At 74.2% G+C, this 15,531-nt stretch carries 18 protein-coding genes and 3 tRNA genes; 12 read left to right on the top strand and 9 right to left on the bottom strand.

Translation table 11 applies throughout. The features are described 5' to 3' along the window. Positions 1 to 89: 89 nt before the first annotated feature. Positions 90 to 491, top strand: coding sequence for a phage holin family protein (locus CTE05_RS14765; protein ID WP_146847074.1), 402 nt, complete (start codon positions 90 to 92; stop codon positions 489 to 491). Here the strand turns inward: CTE05_RS14765 and CTE05_RS14760 are convergent. Both CTE05_RS14760 and CTE05_RS14755 read right to left on the bottom strand, forming a co-directional pair. After that, positions 474 to 1,010 carry a M15 family metallopeptidase gene (locus tag CTE05_RS14760; RefSeq protein ID WP_186814876.1) on the bottom strand — a complete coding sequence of 179 codons (537 nt, stop codon included), beginning with the start codon at positions 1,008 to 1,010 and terminating at the stop codon, positions 474 to 476. The genes CTE05_RS14765 and CTE05_RS14760 overlap by 18 nt on opposite strands. A gap of 193 nt (positions 1,011 to 1,203) precedes the next feature. Further along, positions 1,204 to 1,276, bottom strand: a tRNA-Arg gene (locus CTE05_RS14755). A gap of 99 nt (positions 1,277 to 1,375) precedes the next feature. Between CTE05_RS14755 and CTE05_RS14750 the strand changes: the two genes are divergently transcribed. Next, complete coding sequence (locus CTE05_RS14750; RefSeq protein WP_186814875.1) at positions 1,376 to 2,605, top strand: low temperature requirement protein A; 1,230 nt, start codon at positions 1,376 to 1,378, stop codon at positions 2,603 to 2,605. A gap of 22 nt (positions 2,606 to 2,627) precedes the next feature. Here CTE05_RS14750 and CTE05_RS14745 read toward each other — a convergent pair. The 3 genes from CTE05_RS14745 to CTE05_RS14735 form a co-directional block, all read right to left on the bottom strand. Then, positions 2,628 to 2,716 (bottom strand) — tRNA-Ser (locus tag CTE05_RS14745). A gap of 60 nt (positions 2,717 to 2,776) precedes the next feature. Beyond that, positions 2,777 to 3,370 carry a YdeI/OmpD-associated family protein gene (locus CTE05_RS14740; RefSeq protein ID WP_146847071.1) on the bottom strand — a complete coding sequence of 198 codons (594 nt, stop codon included), beginning with the start codon at positions 3,368 to 3,370 and terminating at the stop codon, positions 2,777 to 2,779. Positions 3,371 to 3,401: 31 nt separating this feature from the next. After that, positions 3,402 to 4,436 (bottom strand): hypothetical protein, encoded by a 1,035-nt coding sequence (locus tag CTE05_RS14735; RefSeq protein WP_146847070.1) that lies wholly within the window; start codon positions 4,434 to 4,436, stop codon positions 3,402 to 3,404. A gap of 101 nt (positions 4,437 to 4,537) precedes the next feature. Here CTE05_RS14735 and CTE05_RS14730 point away from each other — a divergent pair, with 101 nt between their 5' ends. The 3 genes from CTE05_RS14730 to CTE05_RS14720 are packed head-to-tail and all read left to right on the top strand — an operon-like array spanning position 4,538 to position 7,667. Then, positions 4,538 to 5,584 carry an acyl-CoA dehydrogenase family protein gene (locus CTE05_RS14730; RefSeq protein WP_186814874.1) on the top strand — a complete coding sequence of 349 codons (1,047 nt, stop codon included), beginning with the start codon at positions 4,538 to 4,540 and terminating at the stop codon, positions 5,582 to 5,584. After that, complete coding sequence (locus CTE05_RS14725) at positions 5,578 to 6,939, top strand: PIG-L family deacetylase (protein ID WP_146847069.1); 1,362 nt, start codon at positions 5,578 to 5,580, stop codon at positions 6,937 to 6,939. Before CTE05_RS14730 ends, CTE05_RS14725 begins: the two co-directional genes overlap by 7 nt. Next, positions 6,936 to 7,667, top strand: a complete 732-nt coding sequence (locus CTE05_RS14720; RefSeq protein ID WP_246123643.1) for a glycosyltransferase family 2 protein — start codon at positions 6,936 to 6,938, stop codon at positions 7,665 to 7,667. The genes CTE05_RS14725 and CTE05_RS14720 overlap by 4 nt, the downstream gene beginning before the upstream one ends. On the opposite strand, the gene CTE05_RS14715 is transcribed toward CTE05_RS14720, so the two are convergent. Then, a complete protein-coding gene (locus CTE05_RS14715) occupies positions 7,610 to 9,124 on the bottom strand; it encodes an RNB domain-containing ribonuclease (RefSeq protein ID WP_246123641.1) in 1,515 nt (504 codons plus the stop codon). The two genes, CTE05_RS14720 and CTE05_RS14715, sit on opposite strands and share 58 nt — an antisense overlap. A 136-nt stretch (positions 9,125 to 9,260) precedes the next feature. On the opposite strand from CTE05_RS14715, the gene CTE05_RS14710 reads away from it, so the two are divergent. Beyond that, a complete protein-coding gene (locus CTE05_RS14710; protein WP_146847068.1) occupies positions 9,261 to 9,461 on the top strand; it encodes a hypothetical protein in 201 nt (66 codons plus the stop codon). A gap of 13 nt (positions 9,462 to 9,474) precedes the next feature. Here CTE05_RS14710 and CTE05_RS14705 read toward each other — a convergent pair. Continuing rightward, positions 9,475 to 9,566, bottom strand: a tRNA-Ser gene (locus CTE05_RS14705). A gap of 111 nt (positions 9,567 to 9,677) precedes the next feature. Here CTE05_RS14705 and CTE05_RS14700 point away from each other — a divergent pair. Beyond that, positions 9,678 to 9,941: an HPr family phosphocarrier protein gene (locus CTE05_RS14700; protein WP_146847067.1), complete on the top strand. Its 264-nt coding sequence runs from the start codon at positions 9,678 to 9,680 to the stop codon at positions 9,939 to 9,941. Here the strand turns inward: CTE05_RS14700 and ptsP are convergent. Both ptsP and CTE05_RS14690 read right to left on the bottom strand, forming a co-directional pair. After that, the gene (gene ptsP, locus CTE05_RS14695) at positions 9,938 to 11,551 is read right to left on the bottom strand and encodes a phosphoenolpyruvate--protein phosphotransferase (protein WP_246123640.1); all 1,614 of its coding nucleotides are present in this window, start codon (positions 11,549 to 11,551) and stop codon (positions 9,938 to 9,940) included. The two genes, CTE05_RS14700 and ptsP, sit on opposite strands and share 4 nt — an antisense overlap. A gap of 80 nt (positions 11,552 to 11,631) precedes the next feature. After that, on the bottom strand, positions 11,632 to 12,954 hold the full coding sequence (locus CTE05_RS14690) for a PTS transporter subunit EIIC (protein WP_146847065.1): 1,323 nt from the start codon (positions 12,952 to 12,954) through the stop codon (positions 11,632 to 11,634). Between the two features lie 133 nt (positions 12,955 to 13,087). On the opposite strand from CTE05_RS14690, the gene CTE05_RS14685 reads away from it, so the two are divergent. The 5 genes from CTE05_RS14685 to CTE05_RS14665 are packed head-to-tail and all read left to right on the top strand — an operon-like array spanning position 13,088 to position 15,530. Next, a complete protein-coding gene (locus CTE05_RS14685) occupies positions 13,088 to 13,879 on the top strand; it encodes a GntR family transcriptional regulator (RefSeq protein WP_146847064.1) in 792 nt (263 codons plus the stop codon). After that, the gene (locus tag CTE05_RS14680; protein WP_056589159.1) at positions 13,876 to 14,121 is read left to right on the top strand and encodes a PTS sugar transporter subunit IIB; all 246 of its coding nucleotides are present in this window, start codon (positions 13,876 to 13,878) and stop codon (positions 14,119 to 14,121) included. Before CTE05_RS14685 ends, CTE05_RS14680 begins: the two co-directional genes overlap by 4 nt. Before the next feature lie 10 nt (positions 14,122 to 14,131). Further along, the gene (locus CTE05_RS14675; RefSeq protein ID WP_146847063.1) at positions 14,132 to 14,362 is read left to right on the top strand and encodes a PTS sugar transporter subunit IIB; all 231 of its coding nucleotides are present in this window, start codon (positions 14,132 to 14,134) and stop codon (positions 14,360 to 14,362) included. Then, positions 14,362 to 14,817, top strand: a complete 456-nt coding sequence (locus tag CTE05_RS14670; protein WP_146847062.1) for a PTS sugar transporter subunit IIA — start codon at positions 14,362 to 14,364, stop codon at positions 14,815 to 14,817. Before CTE05_RS14675 ends, CTE05_RS14670 begins: the two co-directional genes overlap by 1 nt. Further along, the gene (locus CTE05_RS14665; RefSeq protein WP_146847061.1) at positions 14,814 to 15,530 is read left to right on the top strand and encodes a copper homeostasis protein CutC; all 717 of its coding nucleotides are present in this window, start codon (positions 14,814 to 14,816) and stop codon (positions 15,528 to 15,530) included. The genes CTE05_RS14670 and CTE05_RS14665 overlap by 4 nt, the downstream gene beginning before the upstream one ends. Position 15,531 lies beyond the last annotated feature (1 nt).

The following is a 15,531-nucleotide window of genomic DNA, read 5'->3' as shown; positions in this document are numbered from 1 at the left end:
CCTGGCGCCCGTGCGCGGCCAGTCCCTACTGTGAGCCCAGGGCCAGGAGCCGTCCTGCGCCCGTCGCCGACGAAGGAGCGGGTGCGCTCATGGTCGTGTTCCTCATCCGGGCGTTCATCTTCCTGGCGTCGGCGGCCCTCGGGCTGTGGATCGCGTCGTTGATCGTCGACGGGTTCACCGTGACGGCCTCCGGGTTCCTCGTCGCGGTCCTCGTGTTCGCCGTCCTGCAGAGCATCCTCACGCCCTGGTTCCTGGTCATGACCCGCAAGTACGCGAACGCGCTCACGGGTGCCGTCGGCCTCGTCTCGACGGTCGCCGCGCTGTTCGTCGCGACCCTCGTCTCCGACGGTCTGACCATCAGCGGGACGACCGCGTGGGTGTTCGGCTCGCTCACGGTGTGGATCGTGACGATGCTCGGCACGCTGATCCTGCCGCTGATCTTCCTGCGCAACCGCGTGCAGGCGAAGCGGGGCTCACCAGCCACCGGATGAGTCCAGGTGCATCTCGGGGCAGGCAGCCGCACCCTCGGCGAGCATCTCGAAGTGCCACATCTCGTTGGCATAGGTCCGGCACAGGCCGAGCTCGAACCCGTGCTGCTCCAGCCACAGGGCGCCGTCCGTCGGCCCGACGTCGATCGCCTTCCCCTGGACGTGCGCCGACGACTCCGGCGGCAGCACCCAGCGGCGCGCCTCCTCCAGCGACCCGTACTTCTCGACGGCGCCGTCGACGAGCGACTGCTGCTCCGCGGCGGACCGCCACCCCGAGGTCATCCTGAGCTCGACCCCGTCGGTGGCCGCCGCTGCCTGCGCGATGTCGAACCGGCGTTGCAGCTCGGGGTCGAGACCCGTCGCTGCTCCTGGCACGTCGTCCGCCCCGTTCGCGGCGAGCCCGCCGAGGAGGTGGACGACGAACGCGACCGTGGCACAGAGCAGCGCGACAGCGGCGATCACGACCGCGCGGGCACGGCGACGACGCACACGCTCGGGGAGCCTGCCGACATAGAGGGTCACGCTCCTCACTGTCCGCGGCGACGCCCCGCGAGCGCGTGGCCCCGCGGGCGGATCGTCCGGGCGCGTGCGTCGGCCCGGCGACGGACCGGGGTAGTCCCGTGGTCGGTCGGCGCGTCGGAACGTCGTCGACAGCCGGGGAGCGGACCGAGAACGAGCGAAGGCGCGGTGCTCGTGAGCACCGCGCCTCCTGATGTGCGCCCGAAGGGACTCGAACCCCCAACCTTCTGATCCGTAGTCAGATGCTCTATCCATTGAGCTACGGGCGCGTGACCCCGCAGGGCCGGAGACGACGATACAGGCCAGGAGCCCGGTCGCCCAAACCGGATGCACGTGAGCCGTCACACGCTCGTGGCAGGATCGCGGCCATGTCGTCGACCACGAACCGCATCGGCACGGGCGGCGGGCGCTGGGGCATGCGGGCCGACGTGCTGCGGCACGGCGACGGGCACGACAGCAGCCGCGTCGGGTACATCGAGCTGTTCTTCGACCTGGTGTTCGTCTTCGCGGTCACGCAGCTGTCGCACGACCTCATCGCGCACCCGGACCTGACCACCCTCGTGCACACGCTGATCCTCGGCTGGGCGGTGTGGTGGCTGTGGATCGACACCACGTGGGTGACCAACTGGCTGAACCCCGACACCGTGCCGGTCCGCACGATGCTGCTGGTCCTCATGGGGCTGGGCCTGCTCATGTCGAGCGCGATCCCGGAGGCGTTCGAGGACAAGGCGCTGCTGTTCGCCGTGCCGTACGTGCTCATCCAGGTGGGGCGGACCCTCTTCACGACGTGGGCGATGGGCCGGCACTGGCCGGAGAACGCGGTCAACTTCCTCCGCATCACCGTGTGGCTGAGCGTGTCCGGGGCGTTCTGGATCGCGGGCGCGCTCGCCGACGACCAGATGCGGCTGGTGCTCTGGGTCGTCGCAGCACTCATCGACGTCGTCGGCCCCCGTGCCCTGTTCTGGGTGCCGGGGATGGGGCCGACGGACCCGACCACCTGGTCCGTCCGTGGCTCGCACATGGCCGAGCGGGTCTCGCTGTTCCTCATCATCAGCCTGGGCGAGTCGATCATCGTGACCGGGACCGCGTTCGGCGAGCTGGAGCTCGACGCCACCACCCTGTTCGCCTTCCTCGCCGCGTTCGCCAGCACCGTGCTCATGTGGCTGCTGTTCTTCGATCGGGCGGAGCGGTCGGCCACGGAGTACTTCGCGTCGCACACCAACCCCGGGATGGTCGCGCAGACCGCCTACACCTACGTGCCGTACCTGCTGGTCGCGGGCATCGTGCTCACCGCGGTCGCCGACGAGCTGGTCCTGCAGCACCCCCTCGGGCACACCAGCACGTGGACGGCCGGGCTGATCTGCGGCGCGGCGGCCGTCTACCTGCTGGGCAACGCGTTCTTCCGACGAGCCACCGGCGGCCCGTGGTCGGCGCCGCACCTGGTCGGCGTCGTCGTGGTGCTGGGGGTGTTCCTGGTGCGGGACGCGATGACGCCGCTGGCGCTGAACTGGGTGTCGAACGGGGTGCTGCTCGCGGTCATCGTCGGCGACGTCGTGGTCGACCGGCGGGCCCGGACGCAGCAACAGCCCGAACCCTGAGGGCTCGGGCTGTTCTGAAGGGCGGAGACGGTGGGATTTGAACCCACGGAAGGCTTGCGCCTTCACGACCTTAGCAGGGTCGCGCACTAGACCGGGCTATGCGACGTCTCCAGGACCAGCACAGGGTACCCGTGCGGGTGGCCCACCACCAAAGCGGCCCCTGACCTGGCCCTACGCCTTGGGTGTCCACTGGTTCGCCCGCACGTCCTGCGCCGCCAGCCGTGCCGTCTCCTCCAGCCGGGCCGCCCGCGTGGTCTCGCGCTTGGCCTGCACGATCCACTCGAGGATGGCGCGACGGGCTGACGGCGGGAAGGCGTCGAAGTTCTGCCGCGACCCGGGGTGCCGCTCGAACGCCGCCGCGAGGTCGTCGGGCACGATCAGGTTCTCGACGTCGTCGAGCAACGTCCAGGAGCCGTCGGCCTTCGCCGCGTCGATCACCGCGCGGCCCGCCGGCAGCATGCGCCCCTCGGCCTCCAGCCGGACGATCCGTTCCTTGTTGGTCCGCGCCCAGCCGCTGCCGGGCTTGCGCCGCGTGAACCAGAGCGCGCGGCGCTCGTCGTCGAGCGTGCGGCCGGCTGAGTCGATCCAGCCCACGCAGAGCGCTTCCTCGACCGCGAGCTCGTACTTCACGGACGGCTTGCCGGTAGGGGTCTTCCACGACACCAGCCACGCCCCGGACTCGGTCGCGTGGTGCGCGAGCAGCCACTCGCGCCACTCCTCGACCGTCTCCGCGTGCACCTGCGGGGCGTCGTCCCTGCCTGCCATGCGCCCATCCTCCCCGTGACCACCGACACCGTCAGCCGTCCGACGACGCCGTCGCCTCCCGGGCGGCCGCGGCGGAGTCACGCGCGCGCTCGGCGCGGTGGAGCTCGCGTTCCGCCGTCGTGAGCTCGCGCTCGTCGGCCCGGAGGGTCTGCTGCGCGGTGCCGACCTCCTTGTCCGCGACGGCGGCGGCCTTCCCGGCGGCGGCGAGCTTGCGACGGGCCTCCGCGAGCGCGCGGACGAGGTCGTCCTCCTCCTCGTGGGCACGGGCGGCGGCCGCCTCGGCGCGTTCGACCTCGGCGGCGCTCTCGTCGCGAGCCGCGACCGCTGCGTCGTGACGACGCCTCGCCTCGGTCGTCGCACGCTCCGCCTGCTCCCACGCTGCCTGCGCCTCGTCGCGCGCGCGTTGCTCGCGCTCCTCGCGGCGACGGCGGCGGTCGCGCTCCGCGGCCGTCTCGCCGGGCGGCTCGGCCCGCTCCTCCTCGCCCACCAGCCGGAGCTTCCCGCGCGCCGGCGTCGGCTTGGCCGGCTTCGGCGGCTTCGCGGGCTTCGGCGCGGGCGTCGCGGCGGGGGCCGGGCTGTCCGACGTGTCCGCGCTGCCGAACCCCGCGTACTCGCGCGCGGCGGTCAGCCGGCCGGAGACCACCTCGCGGGCGACGGCGGGATCTGCCAGGGCCGCGGTGAGGGTCGCGTCGAGCTCCTGCACGACGGCGTCGCCGATCTTCTGCCCGGTCGGCTGCGCGAGCTTGCGGGCACGCGCGACCAGCGAGCGGACCAGCTGGCGGCGCTGCTTCGACAGCTCGCGCAGGGCGGGACCGTCGAGCGACTTCTCGGCGTCGCGCAGCCCCTCGCCGAGCGCGACGATCTGGCCGGCGAGCGCAGCGTCGTCGCGGACCAGGAGGTTGACCAGCCAGGCGGACACGGTCGGCTTGCGCAGCTCGCCGATGGCGGTCGCCAGCTCGCGGTCCTTGTCGGCGCGCGCCGCCTTGACCGCGGCGTCCCGGCGCGCGATGAAGTCGGCGGGCGCACCGGAGTAGAGGTCGTCGACGACCTCGTCGAGCTCGCTCATCGGACCGGTCCGGCGCTCGGGTGCACGCTCCGACCTTGCCACGCGGGACTCGGTCCGCGCACGGGTGTCGTCCCAGGTCGCGCGCGCGTCGGGTGGCGGTGATGATCTGGACGACGGATCGAGAAGCGGTCCGAGGAGCGGCCCCGGAGACGACGATGGTCGATGCTGCCGTGCGCCTGGCGCCGTTCGGTGAGAGCGGCCCGTCGCCCGACGTCCCCCGCACGGTCGACGACGCCCTGCGCACCCCGTGGCCGGACGACCTGCTCCCCGGCACGGGTGCGACGCGTGAGCTGTGGGAGCTCCTCGCGACCCTGGGAGCCGCCGACCTCGGCGTCGCGCGCGCCGTGGAGCCGCACCTGGACGCGCGCGCGATCCTCGCGCAGGCCGGTGTGCCCGACCGTGGCGGACGCACATGGGGTGTGTTCGCAGCCGAGGGTCCCGGGGTACGGCTGGACGCGGTCGACGACGGCGGCTGGCTGCTGCGCGGGACCAAGCCGTGGTGCTCGCTGGCCGGCGTGCTGGACGCGGCGCTGGTGACGGCCCACCTGGCCGACGGCGGGCGAGCACTGTTCGCGGTCGACCTGCACGACCCCGGGGTCCGGCTGCTCGACCAGGAGTGGGCGTCGCGCGGGCTGACGGAGATCCCCAGCACGGCCGTGGCGTTCGACGACGTCGCCGCGACGCCGGTCGGCGCACCCGGCTGGTACCTGGAGCGCCCCGGGTTCTGGTGGGGTGGGATCGGCGTGGCCGCGTGCTGGTTCGGGGGTGCGGTCGGGATCGCTCGACGGGTGCACGCCGAGGCGGCGCGACGCGACGACCCGCTGCTGGCGATGCACCTCGGGGCGGTCGACCACCGGCTCGAGGACGCCCGGCGCGCCCTGGCCGAGGCGGCGGGGCTCGTCGATGCCCATGCTCTCGACGCCGCGCAGGGCCGCCTGCTGGCCAAGCGGGTCCGGGCGACGGTCGCGGGCGTCTGCGAGGACGTGCTCGGCCGCGCGGCGCACGCCCTCGGTCCCGCACCCCTGGCGCTCGAGGCGGAGCACGCCAAGCGCGTCGCCGACCTGCAGGTCTACGTGCGTCAGCAGCACGCCGAGCGCGACGACGTGTCGTCGGGACGGGCGCTCGCGTCCGAGGCGGCGCCGTGGTGACCTTCGACGGGCGCGCGCCGGGCACGCCCGCCGCCGCCTGGACCGCCGACCCCCGGTTCCGGGACCTGCCCGCGCTGGCGCTGCGGCGGACGGGCCGCACGGTGGTCGTCGCCGCCCACCCCGACGACGAGACCCTCGGTGCAGGCGGCATCCTGGCGGAGCTGGCCGACGCCGGCTGCCCGGCCGAGGTCGTGATCGTCTCCGACGGCGGCGGCTCCCACCCGGGCTCCCCGACACTCGACGCGGACGCCCTCGCGGGACGCCGCTGGGCGGAGGTCGTCGAGGCGGTGAACCTCCTGTCCCCCGCCTCGCCGATCACCCTGCTGGGCCACCCGGACGGCGGACTGCGCGAGGTCCGTGACGCGATCGAGGACGACCTGCGCGCGCTGCTGGCGGACGGCGGCCCCGTCGACCAGCTCGTCGCGACGTGGCGGGGCGACGGCCACCGCGACCACCGGATCGTCGGCGAGGTCTGCGCGGAGCTGGCCGACGAGCTCGGCTGCACGTTCCTGGAGTACCCGGTCTGGCTGTGGCACTGGGCCAGCCCGGACGACCCGCGGGTGCCGTGGGACCGGCTCCGCGTGGTCGAGCTGGCGGACCGGTCGGTGGTCCGCAAGCACCGGGCGGTCGCGGCGCACGCGACGCAGGTCGAGCCGCTGTCGTCGGACCCGCACGACACGCCGACGCTGCACCCGGCGTTCCTGCGCACGTTCGACCGGGACGTCGAGGTGGTCGTCGCGCAGGAGAGCGTCAGGCCCCGGCTGACCGGCGAGTTCTTCGACGCCACCTACGACCGGCACGAGGACCCGTGGGGGTACACCGACCGGTGGTACGAGGAGCGCAAGCGAGCCCTGACACTGGCCGTGCTCCCGGAGCAGCGGTACCGGGACGTCCTGGAGGTCGGCTGCGGGATCGGCGTGCTGACCGGGGAGCTCGCGCCGCGCGCGGACCACCTGCTCGCCGTCGACGTGTCCACGGCCGCCGTCGAGCGTGCCCGTCGCCGGCTCGCCGGCCTGCCGCACGTGCAGGTGCAGGTCGCCGACGTGGCGGACGGGGTTCCCGCGGGATCGTTCGACCTCGTCGTCCTGTCCGAGGTCGGCTACTACCTCGACCGCCCGACGCTCGACCGCGTCCTCGCCGACCTGCGCGCCCGGCTCGCCCCCGGTGGCACCCTCCTGGTCTGCCACTGGCGCCACCCCGTCGACGCGTACCCGCTGTCCGGCGACGAGGTGCACCGCGTGCTGCGCCGGACCACCGACCTCACGCACGTGGCCGAGCACCGCGAGAAGGACCTGCTGCTCGACGTCTACAGCGACGACCCGCGGTCGGTGGCGCAGCGGACGGGGCTGGCGTGAGGCCGCGGATCGAGCACGTCGTGGTCGTCGTCCCGGCCCGCGACGAGGAGGCGCTCGTCGGCCGGTGCCTCGGTGCACTGCAGGCGGCCCGGCAGGCGGCGCGGGCCGTGCTGCCCGACCTGACGGTGGACCTGGTGCTGGTGCTCGACCGGTGCACCGACGGCACGCGTTCGGTCGCGCTCGGGCACCTCGACGTGCGGCTCGTCGACCTCGACGAGGGGAGCGTCGGTGCCGCTCGTGCCGCGGGCGTGCGCGACGCGCTGGAGCACTCGACCGCCGACCGCGACCGGACATGGCTGGCCGGCACGGACGCGGACTCCGTCGTCCCCGAGGGCTGGATCCTGGAGCACGTGCGGCTGGCCGACGCCGGGGCCGACGTCGTCGTCGGCACCGTGCGGCCCGACCCTGCCGACCTCACCCCGATCCAGCACGCCGCCTGGCGCGCGACCCGCGTCCCCGGCCGGCCGAACGGTCACGTGCACGGGGCGAACCTGGGCGTCCGGGCCGACGCGTACCTGCGGGCGGGCGGCTTCCCGGAGCGACCCGCGCACGAGGACGTCGACCTGGTGGCCGCGCTCGTCGCGTCGGGCGCACGGGTCGTCGCGTCGGACTCCTGCGACGTCCTCACGTCCGGGCGCCTGGCGGGTCGGGCGCCCGGCGGATACGCGGACTACCTGCGGTCGAGGTTCGGTGCGGTCGACGACGCGGTGGAGGCCGAGTCGGCCTGAGCCAGCTCGAAGAGCACCTTCCGCTGCGCGACCGACGCCTGCGTCAGCCGCACCCGCACGTCCTCGCCCAACGGCAGGGACACGCCCTCGATGCGCCCCCGCACCGCCGGGTCCCGCAGCTGCACCACGCCGGTGTCGCGGTCGGTGCGCACGTCGACGATCGCACCGTCGAACACCTCGCCCTCCCGCCCGGTCAGCAGCGCTGCCTCGACCAGGTCCAGGCAGCCGCGCTCGAACTCGGCGGCGTGCTTGTCCCCCGACGCCATCAGGCCCGGCAGCTCCGGCAGCGCGTCCCGGACCCAGTCCGGCACGGGCCGGTCGGCACACAGCGCGAGGCAGGTCTCCCCGACGAACCGGTCCACCAGCCGCCGCAGCGGAGCGGTGGTGTGGGCGTACGGCGCGGCGATGGCGGCGTGCATCGTGAACGTCGGCAGCTCACCGTCGAACGCCACGTACGCCGCCCCGCGCAGGAGCGACGTCGCGTCGGTCAGGAGGGCCGCGTGGGCGGGGTCGGCGGCGTCGAGCCGTCGGATGACGTCCCCCGGGGTCGCGCCCTCCGGCCAGGGCACGCCCAACGCGTGCGCCGACAGCCGGAGCCGCTCGACGTCCCGCGGGTCCGCGTCGGGCAGCGTCCGCACGATGCCGATGCCGCCGTCCAGCATGAGCCGCGCCGCGCACATGCCGGTGAGCAGGGAGATCTGCGCGTTCCACTCCTCGACCGGCAGCGTCGCGCGGCTGCCCAGGGTCCACACACCGTCGGCACCCTGCTCGACCACCTGCTCCGGGGTCGGCAGCGTGATCCCGCCGCGGGCCTCCTCGGCCGCCTCCCGCAGGATGCCCACCTCCCGCAGGAGCTGGAGCGTCTCGTCCGCGGTCCCGTCGTCGAGCGCCGCCTGGGCACCCGTGTACGTCAGCTGGGCGCGGCTCTGTACGGAGGCGCGGCGCACGTCCACGTCCACCGGCGCGCCGTCGGCGTCGAGGTCGATCGTCCACAGCAGCGCCGGCGTCACCTGGTCCGGCAGCAGGCTCGCGACACCCTCCGACAGCAGCGGCGGGTGCAGCGGCGTCCGGCCGTCCGGGGCGTACAGGGTCTCGACGCGCTCGCGGGCCTCGTCGTCGATCGCACCGCCCGGCGCCACCCACGCGGCGACGTCCGCGATCGCGTACCGCACCCGGAAGCCGCCGTCCCGCCGCTCGATGTGGACGGCCTGGTCCAGATCCTTCGAGCCCTCGGGGTCGATGGTCACGAACGGGATGTCGGTCGCGTCGGCCCGCTCCCCTGTGGGCATACCGGCCGCGGCGGCCTCAGCCTCGGCGATCACGTGCGGCGGGAACGCGTCCGGGACCCCGAGCTCGACGCGCAGGTCGTCGAGGCCGCGACGCACGAGCACGTCGACAGCCTCCCCCTGCGCCTCCTGCGGCGGGCGGGCGTGCAGCTGGACATGACGGCGGGGCACGCGGCGAGCCTAGGTCCGGGCCGACGAACCCGCGAGACCGGCACGACTCAGTCGTCGTCCTCCGGCGGCTGCCGGGGGCGGCCTGCGATCGTGGGGTGCGCCCCAGCAGCACGCCGTCGCACCCGAGGAGAGACCCATGTCGCACGAGCAGCCGCGACCGTCTGACAGCGAGGACGACCTCGGCACCGTCGAGGAGAACCTCGGCGAACCCAAGGAGGACGTCGACGAGGGCGGCTATCGGGACCACCCGGACCGCACCACGGCGGACCCCAGCATCGAGGGGCCGGTCACCGTCCGAGCCACCCTCGTCATCCCGACCACGGGCGAGGACGAGTGAGCCCCACCGTCGGCGGAGGGCGTGGGATTCGAACCCACGAGAACGGGGTTGTCCCGCTCCAACGGTTTTCAAGACCGTCTCTTTCGGCCGCTCAGACAGCCCTCCCGTGCGGGACGAGCCCGCAGCGGCACGAGTCTCCCACAAGCACTCGCGCGAACATGGTCTAGACCAGTATGGTCGGTGAGGTCATCGTCGACCCGCCCCAGGAGGCAGGCCATGCAGCGTTCCGTCGTCGTCGCACTCCCCGAGGGGCTGCACGCCCGCCCCGCCGCCCAGTTCGTCGCGGCGGCCGGGAAGCTCCCCGCGAAGGTCACCATCGCGAAGACCGGCGGGACGCCCGTCGCGACCGCGTCGATCCTCGCGATCATGACGCTGGGGGTCGGGTCCGGCGACGAGGTCGTGCTGGCGACGGCCGACGACGACGCCGACGCGGCTGCGTCGATCGACGTGCTGGAGCAGTTCCTCCAGCAGTCGGCCTAGAGCCCCAGCTCGTCGAGCACGTCCCCGAGCGAGGCGCGGACCGCCGACCGCGCCTCGTCGGGAGTGCGCTGCGCGAGCGCCAGGGCAGCGAGCGCCCGGCACTCGTCCAGCGTCACCGAGGCGAGCACCGCGCCGACGTCGGGGAGCGCGCGCGCCGTCATCGACAGCGACGTGACGCCCAGCCCGACCAGCACCGGAGCGAGCGCGGGGTCGGCCGCGGCCTCACCGCAGACCCCCACGGGCCGGTCCCGTGCGACGCCGCCCGCGCAGGCGAGCTGGACCAGCGAGAGGACCGCGGGCTGCCACGGTGTCGACAGCTGAGCGAGGCCGGCGAGCTCGCGGTCCGCCGCCATGGCGTACTGCGTGAGGTCGTTGGTGCCGAGGCTGGCGAACCGGGCGCGGTCCAGCAGGTCGGCGGAGCGGAGCGCGGCGGCGGGGACCTCGACCATGATCCCGGCGTGCGCCAGGCCGTGGGCGGTGCAACGGTCGACGAAGGCGTCGGCCTCGTCGGCGGTCGCGACCATGGGAGCCATCACCCAGACGTCCGCCGACGACGACGCCGCGGCCTGCGCGATCGCGGCGAGCTGGTCGTCGAGGACTGCCGGGTGCGCCCAGGACGTGCGCAGCCCGCGCACGCCGAGCGCCGGGTTGGGCTCCCCCGCGGCCGTCACGAACGGCAGGGGCTTGTCGGCCCCGGCGTCGAGCGTGCGGATCACGACGCGCCGCCCGGGGAACGCCGCGAACACCTGCGCGTAGGCCGCCACCTGCTCCTGGACGGTCGGCGGGGCGGTCCGGCCGAGGAAGCCGAACTCGGTGCGGAACAGGCCGATCCCCTCCGCGCCGACGTCGGCCGCCGCGACCGCACCGGCGGGGTCGCCGACGTTGGCCAGCAGCGCGACGGCGTGCCCGTCAGCGGTGCGTCCGGGGTGCTCGAGCCGGGTCCGCCGCGGCCTGGCGTGCGCGGCGCGCTCGACCGCCTCGGGTGCCGGGTGCCGGACGACGTCCCCGGTCGAGCCGTCGACGAGCACCGTCTCGCCGTCGGCGATGTCGAGCGCACCGGCCACCGCGACGACGCACGGGATGCCCAGCGACCGCGCCAGGATGGCGGTGTGCGCGGTCGGCCCGCCGCCCGCGGTCACGATCGCGAGGACGCGCTCCGGGTCCAGCCGTGCGGTGTCCGCGGGGGCGAGATCCCGCGCCACCAGCACGAACGGCGCGCCGAGGTCGGGCACGCCCGGCGCCCGCAGGTCCAGCAGCTCCGCGACGATCCGGTCCCGCACGTCCTGCACGTCCCGCGCCCGGTCGGCGAACATCCCGCCCAGTGCGCGGAGCTGCTCCGCGACGAGCTCGGCTGCGTCCCACACCGCCCGCGCGGGCGTGGACCGGTTCTCCAGCACCCGCCGCCGGGCCTCGTCGGCGAGCGACGGGTCGGCCGCCATCGCCGCGGTGACCGCGAGGATGTCGGCCGCGTCGCCGCTCGCCTGCTCGGCTGCGCGGGCCAGCGCGTCGCGGACCCGCGCGGCCGCCTCGTCGACCGCGGTCGCCGCAGCCTCCAGGTCCGTGCCCGGAGCCGACGGCTCGGGCGACGGCGCGGGCGGGGCGTCGGGCATGCGCGCCACGACACCTGCCCGACGTCCTGGGCTGACCCCGAACCCCCTCAGGGTCAGCGGTGCGGCGGCGACCGCGGAGGTCATCGGGCGGGTGCCGTCTCGTCGACGTGCTCGGGCGCCCGCTCCGTCGGCTGGTCGTCCGTCGTCGGCGTCGTCGCCGGGTCGTCGTCGTCCTCGCGGCCGGGGGTCCGCAGCTGCCACTTCGTGATGACCCATCGGAACAGCACGTAGTAGACGACCGCGTAGCCGAGGCCGATCACGAGGAGCCACAGCGGCTTCTCCGCGATGCGGAAGTTGAGCACGTAGTCGATGGCTCCGGCCGAGAACCCGAACCCGTCGCGGATGCCCAGGGCGTTGACGAGTGCGAGCGACGTGCCGGTGAGCACCGCGTGGATGGCGTACAGCGGGTACGCGACGTAGACGAACGCGAACTCGAGCGGCTCCGTGACACCGGTGACGAACGAGACCAGTGCGGCCGAGCCCATGATGCCGGCGATGACCTTGCGGTTCTTCGCCTTGGACGTGTGCACGATCGCGAGGGCCGCGGCGGGGAGAGCGAACATCATGATCGGGAAGAAGCCGGTCATGAACGCGCCCGCGGTCGGGTCGCCGTGCAGGAAGCGGGCGATGTCGCCGTTCCAGACCTCGCCGTTCGCGTCGGTGTACTCCCCGAACTGGAACCACGGCATCGAGTTGAGCAGGTGGTGCAGGCCGATCGGCACGAGCAGGCGGTTGGCGGTGCCGTAGACGAACCCGCCGAGCACCACCGAGCCGGTGACCCACTCGCCGACCGCGGTGAAGCCGGCGTCGAACGCGGGGTAGACCAGGGCGGCGGCCACCGCGATGAGGATGGCCGCGCCGGCGGTGACGATCGGCACGAAGCGCCGGCCGCCGAAGAACGCGAGGTAGGGCGGGAGCTTGATCCGGTAGTACTTCTGGTAGAGCAGCGCGGCGACGAGGCCCATGACGATGCCGCCGAGCACGCCGTAGTTGATGAGCTCCTGCTTCTCGCCCTCGGCTGCGGCGCCGAGGATGTACGGCGACAGCGCGGTGGTCACGCCCTTGAAGACGAGGTACCCGATGAGCGCGGCGAGCGCGGTCGAGCCGTCGGACTTGCGGGCGTAGCCGACGGCGACGCCGACGGCGAAGAGCATGGCGAGGTTGGCGAACAGGGCGTCGCCCGCTGCGCCGAGGACGGCGGCGACGGGCAGCATCCACTCGACGCTCGCGCCGAGGCCGTCCTTGCCGAGCATGTCGTCCTGGCCGAGCCGCAGCAGCAGCGCGGCGGCCGGCAGGGAGGCGATCGGGAGCATGAGCGAGCGGCCGATGCGCTGGAGCTGGGCGAGGCCGGGGAAGCCGCGCTTCTCGGTGGACGCGGGGGCGTCCGCGGTGGCGGTGGTCATGGAGCACTCCTCGTTGGGTGTCCTGGGATCTGTCTGGTCTGGACCAGTTGCGAGCAGACTGGTCTAGACCTCATGATGTGTCAAGGGTCACGTCGCGACGACGCCGACCGTCGTCGCAAAGGAGTGGCACCGCGTGGACGAACCGGAGCACGGCAGCGCGCACAAGTACCTGACCGTGCGCGACCACCTGGCCACCCTCGTCGCGCAGGAGCTCCGGGTCGGTGACGCGATCCCGTCGGAGCGGCACCTCAGCCAGCAGTTCGGCCTGTCCCGGATGACCGTGCGGCAGGCGGTCGACACCCTCGTGACGGACGGCGTCCTCGTCCGCGAGCAGGGGCGCGGCACGTTCGTCGCCCCGCAGCGCATGGACTTCGAGATGCGGCTGACCACGTTCGGCGAGGAGATGCGCCGGCGCGGGATGGAGCCCGCGACCACCGTGCTCACCGCGCAGGTCGTCGCCGCGACCCCCGACGTCGCCACCGCGCTCGAGCTCGAGCCGCGCACCAAGGTCCACTTCCTGTACCGGGTGCGCAGCGCCGACGGCGTCCCCATCTGCATCGAGCAGGCCTGGGTGCCCGTCGCCCTGGCGCCCACCCTCTTCGACGACGGGCCCCCCGCGAGCATGTACGAGGCGCTGCGCGAGCGCGGGCTGGCCCCCGAGTGGGGCGAGGACACGCTCTCCGCCGACGAGGCGACCGACACCGAGGCGTCCCTGCTGGGGCTCGGCGACGCCCGCGCGGTCCTGCGCGCCGAGCGCCGCACCTACTCCGTCGACACGGCCACGATGTTCTCCCGCGCCTGCTACCGCGCCGACCGCTACAGCGTGTGGGTCCCGCTGCGAGCGCCACGGCCCGCGCTGGTCCCCCGTCGTCGCGCTGAGAGTGACCTGGAACCGGCAACCACCCCCACAGGAGGACGGCAATGAGGCCGCAGAGCAGAGACCAGGCGGCTGCGATCCTGGCCGCCCTCGGAGGCGTCGACAACATCGACGAGATCGAGCCGTGCACCACGCGGCTGCGGTCGCTCGTGCGCGACGCGAGCAGGGTCGACGCCGCGGGGCTGCGTGCCGCCGGGGCGTTCGGCGTGATGATCTCCGGACGCGTGGTCCAGGTGGTGGTGGGGCCGCACGTCGACCTCATCGCCACCGATCTCGACGAGCTGATGTGAGGAGCAGGACGTGACGAAGGCCGAGCAGATCCTTGCCGCGCTGGGTGGGGACGCCAACGTCCTCGACCTCGAGCCGTGCATCACCCGCCTGCGCGTCGAGGTGGAGAACCCGTCGCTCGTCGACGAGCCCGGGCTCAGGGCCGCCGGTGCCATCGCGGTCGTCCGGTCCGGTGTGGCCGTCCAGGTCATCGTCGGGCCCGAGGCGGACACGCTCGCCTCCGACATCGAGGACCTGCGCTGATGCCGACCCTGACCGTGCTGTCCCCCGTGAGCGGCCAGGTCCTGGGCCTGTCCGAGGTCGCCGACCCGGTGTTCTCCGCCGAGCTCGTCGGCCCCGGCCTCGCGCTCGACCCGCCGCTCGCCGCCGGCTCGGAGGTCATCTCCCCCATCGGCGGCACCATCGTGAAGCTCCACCCCCACGCCTTCGTCGTGCAGCACGACGACGGGCGCGCGGTGCTGGTGCACCTCGGCATCGACACCGTCGAGCTCGGCGGCGCTGGCTTCACGCTGCACGCCGCCGAGGGTGCGGTCGTCACCGCGGGACAGGTCGTCGTCAGCTGGGACCCGTCCGCGCTGGGCGGACGCTCCCCGGTCTGTCCCGTCGTGGGCCTCGACGCGGGTCCCGACGCCCTCACCCGGCTCGCACGTCCGGGCGACACCGTCGCCGCCGGCGAGCCGTTGCTGTCCTGGGCATGACGCTCCTCGAGATCGCCGTCCAGGACCTCGCCGGCGCCGTCCAGGCGGCCCGGCTCGGCGCCGACCGGCTCGAGCTGTGCGCAGCCCTCGCCAGCACAGGTGGCCTCACACCGAGCATCGGGCTCCTCGACGCCGTCGTCGCCGCGCTGCCGGCGCACGTCGGCGTGCACGTCCTCGTCCGTCCCCGCGCCGGGTCGTTCGTCTACACCGCCGACGAGGTCGACGTGCAGGTCCGCGACGTGCGGGCCGCCGTGCGGGCCGGCGCAGCAGGGGTCGTCGTCGGCGCACTGACGCCCGTCGGCTCCGTCGACCGGTCGGCGGTCCTGCGCCTCGTCGAGGCCGCCGACGGGCGCGAGGTCACCTTCCACCGGGCGCTCGACGTGGTGCCGTCGCTGGAGCCCGCGCTCGAGGACCTCGTCGGGCTCGGCGTCGTCCGCGTGCTCACGTCCGGCGGTGCGCCGCGGAGCATCGACGGCCTCGACCGGCTCGCCGCCGCGGTCGCCCACGCGGCCGGACGCCTCCAGGTCATGGCCGGCGGCGGGGTGCGGCCCGCGGACATCCCCGCCCTCGTCGGCACCGGTGTCGACGCCGTGCACCTGTCCGCCAGCCGGCACGTCGACGAGTCCGGCGGGCCGGGCGGCGGAGCGTCCGGCTACACGACGACGGATCCCGCGCTCGTGTCGGCGGCCGTCGCAGCGCTCGGCCGAGGCTGAC

Source organism: Cellulomonas terrae (genome assembly GCF_007990265.1).
GTDB classification, from domain to species: domain Bacteria; phylum Actinomycetota; class Actinomycetes; order Actinomycetales; family Cellulomonadaceae; genus Cellulomonas; species Cellulomonas terrae.
Note: the sequence above shows the minus strand (reverse complement) of the source record. Positions and strands in the feature narration are given on the sequence as shown.

Bases quoted from the DNA above. Each gene is read 5' to 3' on its own strand.
- CTE05_RS14700 (WP_146847067.1), top strand. From the start codon at position 9,678: ATGCAGCGTTCCGTCGTCGTCGCACTCCCCGAGGGGCTGCACGCCCGC.
- CTE05_RS14665 (WP_146847061.1), top strand. From the start codon at position 14,814: ATGACGCTCCTCGAGATCGCCGTCCAGGACCTCGCCGGCGCCGTCCAG.
- CTE05_RS14765 (WP_146847074.1), top strand. From the start codon at position 90: ATGGTCGTGTTCCTCATCCGGGCGTTCATCTTCCTGGCGTCGGCGGCC.
- CTE05_RS14710 (WP_146847068.1), top strand. From the start codon at position 9,261: ATGTCGCACGAGCAGCCGCGACCGTCTGACAGCGAGGACGACCTCGGC.
- CTE05_RS14730 (WP_186814874.1), top strand. From the start codon at position 4,538: ATGATCTGGACGACGGATCGAGAAGCGGTCCGAGGAGCGGCCCCGGAG.
- ptsP (WP_246123640.1), bottom strand. From the start codon at position 11,551: ATGCCCGACGCCCCGCCCGCGCCGTCGCCCGAGCCGTCGGCTCCGGGC.
- CTE05_RS14740 (WP_146847071.1), bottom strand. From the start codon at position 3,370: ATGGCAGGCAGGGACGACGCCCCGCAGGTGCACGCGGAGACGGTCGAG.
- CTE05_RS14680 (WP_056589159.1), top strand. From the start codon at position 13,876: ATGAGGCCGCAGAGCAGAGACCAGGCGGCTGCGATCCTGGCCGCCCTC.
- CTE05_RS14690 (WP_146847065.1), bottom strand. From the start codon at position 12,954: ATGACCACCGCCACCGCGGACGCCCCCGCGTCCACCGAGAAGCGCGGC.
- CTE05_RS14670 (WP_146847062.1), top strand. From the start codon at position 14,362: ATGCCGACCCTGACCGTGCTGTCCCCCGTGAGCGGCCAGGTCCTGGGC.
- CTE05_RS14735 (WP_146847070.1), bottom strand. From the start codon at position 4,436: ATGAGCGAGCTCGACGAGGTCGTCGACGACCTCTACTCCGGTGCGCCC.
- CTE05_RS14750 (WP_186814875.1), top strand. From the start codon at position 1,376: ATGTCGTCGACCACGAACCGCATCGGCACGGGCGGCGGGCGCTGGGGC.